This is a genomic window from Mesorhizobium sp. M5C.F.Ca.IN.020.29.1.1 (assembly GCF_003997375.1).
GTDB classification, from domain to species: Bacteria; Pseudomonadota; Alphaproteobacteria; order Rhizobiales; family Rhizobiaceae; genus Mesorhizobium; species Mesorhizobium wenxiniae.
Map to the genome: position 1 here is coordinate 1 of NZ_RZSW01000143.1, position 12,085 is coordinate 12,085.

The window sequence follows — 12,085 nt, forward strand, 5'->3', positions numbered from 1 at the left end:
ACATTGCGCCAGCAGCTGCCTCACCCGAGAGCTATAAATAGTCGCGGACAAACGTGCCCGCGGTGTGAAGAGCGCGCCAACCGGCACTCAATCCTGCATTCCAAACCGGCCAGGCATGAATCATATGCGGCCAAATTTCGAGACGTACCTTGACGTCAGCCGCGCCAGCGGCTGCCGCGAGCCGAGTTGCGTCCGACAACAGCGTCTCGGCCGAACCGACTTGTATCAGCATTGGGGGAAATCCGCTCAGATCGGCGAACAACGGCGAGATCCGGGGATCGCGCCGGCCAACGACATGGGAGGCATAGGCGGTCGCCAGTTCCTCCAAATACGCCCGGTGGATGATAGGGTCGATCGCGTCCTTAGTTGATAGTGTCGCGCCGGACATCGAAAGGTCTGTCCAGGGGGAAACCAGCCAAAGACATCGCGGCAACCGCTCCCCTGCCGCGCACAATATGCTTACCAAGCACAGGGTGAGGTTGCCGCCCGCACTGTCTCCACCAACCACGATGCGATCCGGCGCGATCCCTTGCCGGCTCAGAAAGCGCCATGCGGTGAGTGCGTCTTCATGTTGCGCAGGGAAAGGATGTTCCGGTGCGCGTCGATAGTCGATCGCGAGGGTACGCATTCCCATTGCTCGACCTGCCTCGGTCACCATTCGACGATGACTTTTGAGAGAGCCGGAGCAGTAGCCACCACCGTGGAAAAAGAGCAGAACCTTATCCCTGTCACTCTCAGGCGCTAGGGACCACTCGCCCTCAAGGCCATCGAAAACCACATCCTCGCATCGGATGTCGTCCGCAATCGGCCACACCGAACCAACCTCATCGAGCCGTGCCCGGCGTTCGTCCCAGCCCACCGGTCGTGGCTTTGACGTCAACAGGCTGCGGACGGCGTTGATCTCTGTCAGATCGAGGTGTTCATCCACATCGCTCATTTTGCATTCCTACCCCATCAGGCATAGAAAACCGGCGGACAGCAGCAGCCACATGTCATCCATAAAGCGCAATGCCAGCGCTGGGAGTTTTTCGTTACAATTGCGGCATAGCACGGGACGACAGGTCGCCCACAAACCCGCTCGTCATCTTTTAGCACTGACCCACCCCCCGCACATGGTCGAATATTGCCGCTTCGGGTTCGTTCTACGACCCCTTATCGGACCAAGATCATCCTCGCTGCTGGCGCCTGCAGCGGGCTTGGGCGCAACACCGCACTCTCAGCATCGGACGCCGCGGCGGTGACGTGTTATCACCTACCATAGCCGGAGCGAGGACGCTTGGGCCGTCGTCGCGGAGACAGGCAACGGGTTGCAGGACGGGAGCGTCTGCTCCTTAGAGCGGACCTGCTGTCTCGGCCAGCGCATCTGCCTGGTGAACATCTGCCTCCGATGATGCATGAGACCCACAGGCGCACGGATCAAGCCGACGAATTCTCATTGAGCGGAACGGATAGGGCGCAAGCTTGCGTTGCATGGCGAGGACCCGCGGAGCGTCAGTCCGTTATGCGAATGACACCGGGTGGAAAGATATCATAGCTCGGGGCCAGCTTGTCGCAGTTCTTCCCGACGGCGGCAGACCAGACGAGGCACACGGTCTCGTCCTTCCGACTTAGCTCGGAAGAGTGCCAGATCGGCGGCATTGACAAAATCGCTGGAGTCTCGTTCTCGTTGGTCACCGTTGTTCCGACGCTGATGGTCACGCGATCCTTGGCCGTGCTGTTCAAAGTCCCGCACGCCCTGCACGCGCCGCTCTGCGAGGTCCCCGGCCCTTACGGATCGCCGGCATCCCGGACGAACCGCTTGACGCCTCATAGCGGTGACGGAGCCTTAGGTGGCAGCTTCGCGGCGGGCCGAAACCAGCCCATACCGGGCACAGAGCTCGGTCACACTTCCGGGATCCATGTCGAGCTCGTACTTCCGGAGTAGCCCGGGCATCTTGGTTTGATCGGGCCACAGCGCCGCGAGCTCTCGGAAGTAGTTCTCGAATCCCGCAGGAGAGATCAGCTCGATGATTTCGCACGGCTCGTCACCAGCGTTCCAGAAGGTGTGCCACTGGTTGCGCGGCTTGAACATCCAGGTACCTGGTTCAGCGGTGACGACATCATCGCCAAGTAAAGCCGCGAGCCGGCCGGTGAGAACATAGGAATACTCGTCTTCCCGATGATGCCGATGAAGCGGCGCCGCCAGCGCATGAGGGGCAAGAGCGTGGTGAACCACTGAGAAGCGCTTGTCGCTCGCTGCGCCGTCAATTTTCCAGTGGATACCGAAACCGCCAATTGCGAAGGAGTCGCCGGCACTATGCGGGATAGTGATGGGGGCAGCCATGGCTCCCTCCTTGGCTGATGATCGGTGAACGTTTATGTTCACTCATCGATAAACTCGGATTCGGCTCTCGTCAAGATGGGTAATCACGTGCGTTCACCGAAAGTGCCACCTCGGCGCTACACCCTCAAGTCCCGGGCCGACAAACAGGCTGAAACCCACCGGGCACTCGCGCGCGCGGCATCCGAGTTGCACCATACCGTGGGGCCTTCGCGAACCACGATCAGCGCGATAGCCGAAAAGGCCGGGGTGCAGCGCCTCACGGTGTATCGCCACTTTCCCGACGAGGAGGCGATCTTCACCGCCTGCACCGCCTATTCGTTCGAGCTCGACCCCCCGCCGAGGCCAGATAGATGGATCGGCATTGAGAACCCGCAGGAGCGCCATCGGACGGCGCTCAAGCAGCTCTACGGTTACTACCGCCGCAAGCGTCAACTCCTCGCCAACCTTTACCGCGACGCCGAGATGCCAGTGGTGGCTGCTGCGCTGGAGCGGAGGCGTACGCTTCTCCAGCGAGCAGCGGAGATACTGCATGCCGGCTGGAAGGTAAGTCCAGCCCGGCTCCGATTCTTCAGCGCAACCCTCGCCCACACCCTCGAGTTCTCGACCTGGTTGTCGTTCGCCGAGGGACAAGGCCTGTCCGATGCTGAAGCCGTTGAGCTTGCCGTCAGTCTCGTGACATCATCAGCGCGCTGAATATTACAGTTCGTGCGCGTATCGGGCCGCACCTGTTCGCGTCGTGATGACGGCGTAGCCCGTCCGCTTCTGGGCTCATTTCCTATCTTTCGACCACTCAGGGTCGAAAGGCCCCTACCCTCCTTGGAGACGGTGGCTGAATGGGAGACGGGACATCGGAGATGCAGGCGCGTCGGCCAGGACCTTTCCATAAGCCTCATTGCAAGATCGGCAAGGTTGCCCGCGATCCCCTGCTTTCGGTCAAAGGTTTTTGGGACATCGGAGTGCGAGACGCGACGGCAATCTGGATCGTCCATTATGTCGGTCGCGAGATCCGGGCGCTCGACTATTGCGAGGCGGTACGTCAGCCGCTGGCAGCGCATTTGGAGTGGCTTCGCACCAAGGGTTACGGCGGCGCCGAATGTTTCCTACCGCATGATGCTTCCCATGAAACGCCGTCACCGCGATCCGATTCGAGGACCACATCCGCTCCGCCGGCTTTGACGTCACGACGGTGCCAAACCAGGGCAAAGGCGCGGCCCTGAAGCGTTTCGAGGCAGGCCGCCGGCTGTTCCCGGCCTTCTGGTTCAACGAAGCGACGTGTTCGCCGGGTTTGGACGCCTTGAGATGGTACGAGAAGTACGACGAGGCGCGCAACATTGGTCTCGGACCGGAGCATCACTGGTCGAGCCACGGCGCCGACGCATTCGGCCTGATCAGCGTGGCTTATGGGGAGCCGAGAAAGCAGCCAGTGTACGTGACGCCAGATCTGCGCTGGGTTGTGTGAGGCGCTCGTGCCGGTGGGCTAGAGCTTCAGCTTTGCCCTTAATGCGTCGATGCGCTTGGAAGCCTCTGCCTTGCTGAGGCTCTCTTCAAAGTTTTCCTCATCCTCCGCCTGCTCACATAGGGTTTTCAGGTACGATGCTTGCGACGGGGTCATCGGATCCTCGCCGCTCACCCATTCATCGGGATCTTTGTCGACATTGGCCGAGGCATCAGTTTTGGCGCGCGGGTCTTCCATGGCAATCTCCTATCGTGGCAGGAGGAATGCCTTTGATCTCTTTTTGTTCCTTGGCGGACTTGGCTTTTTGACCGTTGTGAGCACACTGCAAATGGTGGTTTGCATTTTGCACACGCTAGGAATTTGAACCATGTCGAGCGCGGTCGCCTACTATCGGTCTCAACACAAAGGCAGGGTCGGTCTGGCCTCGGCATCGGGGCGCAACGCGCTGCGGTTGCCCGCTTCGCCGAAACCGGGGATTGCAATCGTCCTTGAGTTCACCGAGATCGAGACAGGAAAGGGAGCAGACGCGCTCGATCGGCGCCCACAACTGACAGCCACCCTCGCCCTCGCCCGCCAGGCCAAATGCCCCGGTCGTCGTGGCAAAGCTCGATCGCCTCTCCCGAGACCTCGCCTTCATTGCCGGCCGTGCAGCGGGTTCCGTTCATGTCGCCGAGCTCGGCGCCGATGCCGATCCCATCATGCTGCACCTTTACGCGGCACTGGCAGAGAAGGAGCGCCGGCTGATCTCGGAGCGCACAAGAGCCGCCCTCGCTTCGCGCAAAACGACAGGCATCAAGTTCGGCCAAGCCGACCAACACCGCCGAAGCTGCGGCTAAGGGCCGGAAGATACCGATTGCTGAAGATGATCGATTTGCCCAGACGATGCTGCCAATCATCGCCTTGATTCAGCGCCGTTCGGACAGCACGCAATGGCCAATGGCAGGTGTCGAATTGCGAAACATCTTAGCGCGGTCAACGAACATCTTTTGAACGTTGGATTTGTTTTTATAGGCGGGAAGTTCACAAACGCTCCGCGGGGGGATGTCTTCGGAAAAGAAGACGGACCACGACCCGCGCTCGGCGGACGGGCCGGTGCAACTGCCTGTCGAGCATCCCTGCCCGGCAGGCCAAGCGGGGCTATCAGCCCGGCGAAGGACGACGCGGCCGGGATCGCCAGCCGGGCGGTCAGCGCCAGCGTCACCGGTTCCGCCGATCCGTCTCTCGTTAAGGGTGGGTGAGCTGATCTTCGTAGCGATCTGCTTTGTTTCTGTCGCGGGTTGCCTGGCATACAGGCCGCTTTAGGGTTGCTGCTTTAAGCTCGGATCGGCCGCGTTGCCCGACCGGCTCCTTGTGCGGGAGGGACTCTATGGCCCAGCAGGAGCAGTCGCAGCTGGAGGGCCGCGCCGCGGAACTCTACGAGCGCTACCGTTATTGCCGCAGGAACGACGAAGCAGTCGTCATGGACCAAAGCTATGCCTTGCTCAATCACGGCCAGCATGGTGCGGACTCGGGCGAAGAGTTTGACAGCGGAGGTCAGCGCAAGATGTCCGCCAGGCTCTCGGGCTTCTTCTCGCCAAGCGACAGATCGAGGCCCGACAGAAGGTCGATGAGATGACCTCGCATCAGGTCGGACGCGTCTTTCACGTCGTGCTTTTCGATGGCATCGACTAGGGCGTGATGGGCGTGGCTTTCGCAGGTGGTGTCGCGCCGGCGCCAGTAGAGCGCGATGATCAGGGATGAGCGCGAAAGAAGGTCCTTGACGAAGCCGGTTAAGATCGAATGGCCGGCGATTTCGGCGATGCCGACATGGAATTTTGCCGACAGCATGATGGCGTCGCTGTCGCGGCCGGCATGCAGGGCCTCGTGCTCTTTTTCGAGATGAAGCCGCAGTTGCGCGATCTCGGCCGGCTTTGCCACTTCGGCGGCAAGCGCCGCGACCTTGGGCTCGATCAGCGCCCGCGCTTCGAACACTTCGCGCGCTTCCTGCTTGGTCGGCTGGGCGACGAACGCGCCGCGGTTCGGCTCGAGCCGAGCCAAGCGGTCATGCGAAAGCGCCTGCAGCGCCGCGCGTATCACCGCGCGGCTCACCGAATAAATCGAGGCGAGTTCGTCCTCCGGCAGCTTTGTGCCCGGTGCGAGGCGGTGGCTGACGATGGCGTCGCGCAGGCCGGCATAGACCGGAAACCAGCGCATCGTCGGCTTGTCGCCATCCCGTGTCTTTGGTCCAAGTAGGTCCATCGTCGCATTGTCCCGGCGGCCGGATCGCATAGGGGCGCGAACGCCGCGTTTCAGGCCGGACATCGAACATCCTGTGCGGGAATGTCAACAATTTTTGCACGCATCAGGATGCACGGCCGGAGGGCGAAAAGGGCGCAAAGATTCCGGCGAAGGATTTTTCGAGTGGAACCTGGTAGCCGCCGCGCTTCGAGGTCGACAGCCCAAGGCCGACGAGGCTCTCGCAGAGTTTTACCGCGCAGGCGACGCCGTCGAGCACGGGAAGGCCATTTTCGCGGCTGAGCGCGGCGGCGAGGTCGGCCATTCCGGCGCATCCCAGCACAATCGCCTCGGCCCGGTCATCGCGGATGGCGCGCTCGATCTCCTCAGAAATTCGATGGCGGGCGTTGGAGCCGGGCACTTCGAGCTCCAGAACGGGAACGTCGCTTGCCCGCACCCTGGCGCAGCGGCTGGCGAGGCCGTAGCGCACCAGATTGTGCTCAATCGCCGGCACCGAACGCGACAGCGTCGTCACCACGCTGAACTTGCCGGCAATCAGGCTCGCCATGTGAAACGCCGCTTCGCCGATGCCGACCACCGGCATCTCGCTAACGCAGCGTACTGCGTCGAGGCCGGTATCGTCGAAGCAGGCGATGACGCAGGCGCTCGCCGCCGGATGTCTCTGGACCTCGCCGATCATTCCCGGGATGGCGAAGACCTCGTCGAAATAGCCTTCGACGCTCGGCGGCCCGTCCTTCGGATTGACGGCGATGATCCTGGTGCCGGCCGAAGCCGCGCCGCGCGCCGCCTCGCCGATCTTTTCGGTCATGGACGCGGTGGTGTTGGGATTGACGACGAGTATGTCCATTTGCGCTTTCATATTTCGCCGCCGAGATACAGTTTCTTGACCCGGTCGTCGCCAAGCAGCTCGGCCGAATGTCCGGCCAGCGCGATCTTTCCGGTCGTCAGTGCGTAGGCGCGCTGCGAGATGCGCAGCGCCATGCGCGAATTCTGCTCGACCAAGAGAACGCTGACCTTTTCGTCGCGATTGATCGCCACGATGGAGCGGGCGATGTCCTGGACGAGCTTCGGCGCGACGCCGAGCGAGGGTTCATCGAGCAGCAGAAGCTTCGGTTTGGCCATTAGCGCCCGCCCGATCACCAGCATCTGCTGTTCGCCGCCGCTCATCGTGCCCGCCGTCTGGGAATAGCGTTCCTTCAGGCGCGGAAAGCGCCCGAGCACCATGTCCAGCGTCCTGGCGATTTCGGCCTTGTCGGTGCGGGTGAAGGCGCCCATCATCAGATTGTCGCGCACCGTCATGTAGGAAAAGACGCGCCGACCCTCCGGCACCATGGCGATGCCCATCCTGACCAGCTCGTCCGGGCGCGTTCCGTCGATGCGGTGGCCCCGGAAATGAATCTCGCCGCTGCGGACTTTCTTCAGGCCGGTGATGGCGCGCAGGATCGAGGATTTGCCCGCGCCGTTCGCGCCGATCAGCGCGACGGTCTCGCCCTCGTTGACGTTGAGCGACACACCCTTCAGTGCATAGACATGATCGTAGTAGAGTTCGACGTCGGAGACTTTCAGCAGTTCGCCCATGGCTAAAATCCGATCGTCTCATCTTCGGCGCCGAGATAGGCCTCGATGACCTTTTCGTTCTCCTGGATTTCCTTCGGCGTTCCCTCGGCGATTTTCACACCGAAGTTCAGGACGACGATGCGGTCGGAAATGTTCATGACGGCGGGCATATCGTGCTCGACCAGCAGGACAGTCACGCCGCGCTTCCGCACGCCGCGCACCATCTCCACCGCGCGCACGGTTTCGTCATGGTTCATGCCGGCGAAGGGCTCGTCGAGCAGGAGCACGGTCGGGTTCGTGGCGAGCCCGATGGCAATCCCGAGCGCGCGCAGATGGCCGTGCGGCAGCGTGCTGGCGATCTCATGCCGTTGCGCGCGGAGATCGAGGAAGTCGATGATCTCGTCGGCCGAGCGGCCGAATTCATCCTCGTCGCGCCGTGCGGTATTCGTGCCGAGATAGAAGCCGGCAAGGCTGGCATTGGAACGCAGGTGATGCGCGATGATGACATTGTCGCGCACCGTCATGCCCTTGAAGATCGTCGTCTCCTGGAACGTGCGCACCACGCCCTTCCGGGCGACGATATGCGGCGCCAGGCCTGAAATCCGCTCTCCCCGGAACAGCACTTCGCCCGAGGTCGGATTGAGGAAAGAGGAAATCAGCTTGAACAGCGTCGACTTGCCGGCGCCGTTGGGGCCGATGACGGAGAGGATTTCGCGTTCGCGGACCGCGAAGGAAACATTGTTGACCGCGACCAGCCCGCCGAAGCGTTTGGTCACGGCCTTGATCTGGAGAAGCTCAGTCATGGTCCTAGCTCTGCTTCTTGCCGAACAGCCGGAGGCTGAGCAGGCCGTTGGGAAGGAACAGCATCAGCGCGATCAGCACCGACGAGAAGATCAGCAACTGGAACTCGCCGGTCGCGAACAGGAAATCCCAGCCGAAATAGAGGACGAAGGTGCCGATCATCGACCCGAAGACGTAGCCGAGGCCGCCGAGGAAGCAGTTCAGCATGAAGTTCACCGAGTCGGTGACGGTGAAGGTCGATGGATAGATCGACTGCGAGATGGCGACGAACATCGCACCGCCGAGACCGCCGAGGAATGAGGAGATGGCGTAGGCGATAACGCGCAGATAGGCGATGTTGACGCCGATCGAGGAGGCCAGTTCCTCGTTCTGCTGCAACGACTGGCAGAGTTTGCCGATGCGCGAATGGACTAGGCGGTAGAGCGCCGCAAAGCACAGCACCATCAGCACAACCGACACCAGATAGAAGGCGGGACGCGGATTGGCGAGCGTTGCGAAATCGGGAAGGATGGTCAGCCCGAAGATCGAGATGCCGCCGGGGAGCGGAATGCTGACCATGCCCTTGGCTCCGTTGGTGATCGGCAGCGCCAGCGCGAGCAGCCGCGCCACTTCGGTCAAAACCAGCGTGACCATGGCGAAATAGACGCCGCGAAGCCTGAGGATGGGCAGTCCGATCAGCACGCTTGCAGCGGCGCAGAATAGCCCAGCCAGCGGCAGTGTCAGCCAGAACGACACACCGTACTGGACGACAAGGATGGCCGAAACATAGCCGCCCATAAGCGCGAAGGCGCCCTGGCCGATATTGATGCGGCCGATGTAGAAAGTCACCCACACCCCGGCGCTGGCGATGCTGAGCAGCGCGACCGAGGTCAGCGTGTAGTAGAGGTCGAGCCGACCGGTCGCCTCGATCAGCCAGGGCACGCCGATGAGTACGACCAGCAGGAAAACAGCGACGGCGAGGATGTTGCGTGTACGCTTCATGTCCATCACCCCCACGGCTTGCCCATGAGCCCGTTCGGGCGGATGCTCAGGAACACCATCAGCGCGGCGAAGATGACGAGATAAGTGACGTCGCCATATTGGCGTAGCATCGTCAGGCCGACCGATTCCATCATGCCGAGGATGAAGCCGCCGGCGATCGCTCCGCTGACCACGCCGGCCCCGCCGATCATCACCATCAAGAACGCCTTGATCGAGATCGGCCCGCCGATGCCCGAATTGACCCCGGTGATGGCGACCAGCAGCCCGCCGACTATGCCGGCAAGCATGGCGCCAAGCGCAAAGCCGATCATCGAATAGCGGTCGACCTCGACGCCCATAAGCTGCGCCGCGACCCGGTCCTGCGCCAGCGCCCGCATGGCGCGTCCAGGCTTGCTGTATTGCATGAAAAGCACGAAAGACGCGATGAACAGTATGGCGAGAGCGCCGACCAGCAGCCGGTCGTAAGGCATTATCAGGCTGTCGGAGGCGAAGACGCCCTTGACGATTTTCGGTACGCCGCGCTGCTTTTCCCCGAACAGGAGGAGGATCACGGCGTCGAGGAAGAATGCGACCGCCGCCGCGAGAAGCATCGTACTTTCCTCCCGCACGCTTCGCTTAATCACCGTCCTGAAAAGGAATTTCTCGACCAGCGCTCCAATGACCAGCAGCGTGATCCCGGACGCGACCAGCGCGATGACGAAAGGCATGCCGAGCTGGCCATAAACGGTGTAGGTGACGAAGCCGCCGAGAACGTACATCTGCCCATGGGCAAAGTTAAGCACGTTCATCAGCGCGAAGATCAGGGTCAGACCGAGCGCGATCAAGGCATATTGCGCGCCAAGATAGAGGCCGTTGGCGATGACTTGTTCCATCAGGATGGTTCCGGCCGTTTAGAGGCTCAAGACGAAATTCTCGAGCCCCTGCGGCAATCCGCTTCGGTTCAGTTGCGTCAATCGACTTGAGCGACGAAGAGCGTCTCGAACTTGCCGTCGCGGTATTCCGTGACCACCATCGGGACCGAAAGCTGGCGCTTCTGGCCGAACGACGTCATTCCGACATAGGTCAGCTTGGCATCCTGCTTCAGGTAGGGATTGGGTGCCGAGAAAGTGTCGATCGCCTTCTTGAACTCCTCGACATTGTCAATCGCGGCCGGGTTCACCTTCAGCGTCTCGATGATGTATTCGAGCGCGTAGACCTTGGTGTTGGACTCGTCATTGTATTCACCGAACATTTTCGTATAGCGGTCGACGAATTCCTTCATCGTGTCGGACGCGATTTCGGGCGTCGATGCGCCGCCGACCGAGATGAAGCCGTTGGCCAACTCGCCTGCGCCCTCTTCCAGCACCTTGGCATCCTGCGCCGTTTCGGTGGAGATGAGGCCTTCGTAGCCGAGCTCGCGCGCAGCGCGGATCAGCAGCGGCGCATTGCCGGGCGCGACTCCCGAAAGCACCAGCAGGTCCGGTTTTTGTAAGACGATCGGCGTCAGTACCGGCGTGAAATCGCGGGTATCGTTTTGGTAGACATCCGTGGCAGCTACAACCTCGAGCCCAAGCGCCTTTGCCGCGGCAACACCGCCATCCCGCTGGCTCAGCGGATCGGATTCGTTGGCGGCGACAAAGGCAATTTTCTTCACGCCCCTGTTTTCCATGAGATATTTGTAGATCGCCGGAGCCGACTGGTAGTTGGCGATCATGCCGAGCACGGCGTTGGACGCCGGCGGGGTGTAGAGTTCCTTCGGGAACGCGTAGGGAAAATAGATGATGCCCTTGGATTCAGCCACGGGACGCACCGCCGCCGCGCCGTCGTCGACATTTGGACCGACGACATAGTGAATGCCCTCTTGGGCCATCTTCTCCATGCCGGCGATCGCCCGCTTCGGGTCCTTCTGGTCGTCGAAGGTGACGATTTTGATGTCATAGGTCTCGTCACCAATCTTCACACCGCCGGTTTCGTTGATCCAGGCGGCGCGCGTCTGCATCGAGCGGACATTGGATGTGCCCCACGCAGCGGCCGCGCCACTCGTCACGCCGACAAAGCCGATCTTGAGCTCCTTATTGGCGGCGTGCACCGTGATTGTGCCGCCGGCCATGATTGCCAGCGCGGAGACGGCGCCGAGCGCCGCGGATGTGATTATTGAACGTCTGTTGATCATTGTTGTTTCCCCTTTGGAGGCCGCGCATTGTTGCGACAGAACTCGACCGATGCGCGGACTATCGTGAGTGAAGGCTCAAATCGATCAACTGTCAACAAAGCTTTTTCAGATTGTTGACAATCTTGTGAGCGGTCGTCGGTGGCCCAACTTCGTTTCGACCATCGCTTTCGCGGGTTGCGAGATCGATTACGTCCGGCACCCGCTCGCGTCTTAAACGTCCGTCCGACGGCATCCTGTTACGAGAATTCCGATGAGCGAGGAGCTGATCCGCCTACCCGGGGCAATGGAGCCAGTCACGCGTCCTGGCATTCAGCACCGCCGGTGCGAGCATCCCGGCTGTGGCAAGCATGTGGCGTGGGGCTTTGCCAAGCCGCGGCAGACCCCACGCTGGTTCTGTTTCGAGCACCGCATCGCTTACCTCATGCGGGCATCAAATCGATGACCCGCATGATCGCGACCGCACTGCTCGTGTTCTGAGTGCCTTCTGTCGTAGCGCCTTTAGCGCAGGCCCAAACATCGCCCTTCTTGACTGTGAACTTTTCTTTGTTGTGAACGACCGAAAGTTCTCCCTCAGTCATGT

The 12,085-nt window shown here is 61.3% G+C and carries 13 protein-coding genes; 3 read left to right on the top strand and 10 right to left on the bottom strand.

The window, feature by feature from the left end; all coding sequences use genetic code 11:
• Nucleotides 1-31: 31 nt before the first annotated feature.
• Nucleotides 32-937, bottom strand: a complete 906-nt coding sequence (locus tag EOA85_RS13925; protein ID WP_127209820.1) for an alpha/beta hydrolase — start codon at nt 935-937, stop codon at nt 32-34.
• Between the two features lie 888 nt (nt 938-1,825).
• Nucleotides 1,826-2,323: a cupin domain-containing protein gene (locus tag EOA85_RS13935; protein ID WP_127209821.1), complete on the bottom strand. Its 498-nt coding sequence runs from the start codon at nt 2,321-2,323 to the stop codon at nt 1,826-1,828.
• 24 nt (nt 2,324-2,347) lie between these two features.
• On the opposite strand from EOA85_RS13935, the gene EOA85_RS13940 reads away from it, so the two are divergent.
• Complete coding sequence (locus tag EOA85_RS13940) at nt 2,348-3,016, top strand: TetR/AcrR family transcriptional regulator (RefSeq protein ID WP_127209822.1); 669 nt, start codon at nt 2,348-2,350, stop codon at nt 3,014-3,016.
• 493 nt (nt 3,017-3,509) lie between these two features.
• Nucleotides 3,510-3,782 (top strand): hypothetical protein, encoded by a 273-nt coding sequence (locus EOA85_RS38105; RefSeq protein WP_206523299.1) that lies wholly within the window; start codon nt 3,510-3,512, stop codon nt 3,780-3,782.
• Nucleotides 3,783-3,800: 18 nt separating this feature from the next.
• On the opposite strand, the gene EOA85_RS13950 is transcribed toward EOA85_RS38105, so the two are convergent.
• Nucleotides 3,801-4,016 carry a DUF3072 domain-containing protein gene (locus tag EOA85_RS13950; RefSeq protein WP_127209823.1) on the bottom strand — a complete coding sequence of 72 codons (216 nt, stop codon included), beginning with the start codon at nt 4,014-4,016 and terminating at the stop codon, nt 3,801-3,803.
• A 359-nt stretch (nt 4,017-4,375) separates the two neighbouring features.
• Between EOA85_RS13950 and EOA85_RS38965 the strand changes: the two genes are divergently transcribed.
• Nucleotides 4,376-4,615, top strand: coding sequence for a recombinase family protein (locus EOA85_RS38965; RefSeq protein ID WP_127209824.1), 240 nt, complete (start codon nt 4,376-4,378; stop codon nt 4,613-4,615).
• Nucleotides 4,616-5,312: 697 nt separating this feature from the next.
• Here the strand turns inward: EOA85_RS38965 and EOA85_RS13960 are convergent.
• From EOA85_RS13960 to EOA85_RS13990, 7 genes are all read right to left on the bottom strand, one after another.
• Nucleotides 5,313-6,017, bottom strand: a complete 705-nt coding sequence (locus EOA85_RS13960) for a GntR family transcriptional regulator (RefSeq protein WP_164759646.1) — start codon at nt 6,015-6,017, stop codon at nt 5,313-5,315.
• A 103-nt stretch (nt 6,018-6,120) separates the two neighbouring features.
• A complete protein-coding gene (locus EOA85_RS13965) occupies nt 6,121-6,861 on the bottom strand; it encodes an aspartate/glutamate racemase family protein (RefSeq protein WP_127209826.1) in 741 nt (246 codons plus the stop codon).
• An 8-nt stretch (nt 6,862-6,869) separates the two neighbouring features.
• Entirely contained in the window at nt 6,870-7,592 is a 723-nt protein-coding gene (locus EOA85_RS13970; RefSeq protein ID WP_127209827.1) for an ABC transporter ATP-binding protein, read from the bottom strand.
• A gap of 2 nt (nt 7,593-7,594) precedes the next feature.
• Nucleotides 7,595-8,374, bottom strand: a complete 780-nt coding sequence (locus EOA85_RS13975; RefSeq protein ID WP_127209828.1) for an ABC transporter ATP-binding protein — start codon at nt 8,372-8,374, stop codon at nt 7,595-7,597.
• A gap of 4 nt (nt 8,375-8,378) precedes the next feature.
• Complete coding sequence (locus EOA85_RS13980; protein WP_127209829.1) at nt 8,379-9,353, bottom strand: branched-chain amino acid ABC transporter permease; 975 nt, start codon at nt 9,351-9,353, stop codon at nt 8,379-8,381.
• Nucleotides 9,354-9,358: 5 nt separating this feature from the next.
• Nucleotides 9,359-10,225: a branched-chain amino acid ABC transporter permease gene (locus tag EOA85_RS13985; protein WP_127209830.1), complete on the bottom strand. Its 867-nt coding sequence runs from the start codon at nt 10,223-10,225 to the stop codon at nt 9,359-9,361.
• A 77-nt stretch (nt 10,226-10,302) separates the two neighbouring features.
• Nucleotides 10,303-11,505, bottom strand: a complete 1,203-nt coding sequence (locus EOA85_RS13990) for an ABC transporter substrate-binding protein (RefSeq protein ID WP_127209831.1) — start codon at nt 11,503-11,505, stop codon at nt 10,303-10,305.
• Nucleotides 11,506-12,085: the final 580 nt, after the last annotated feature.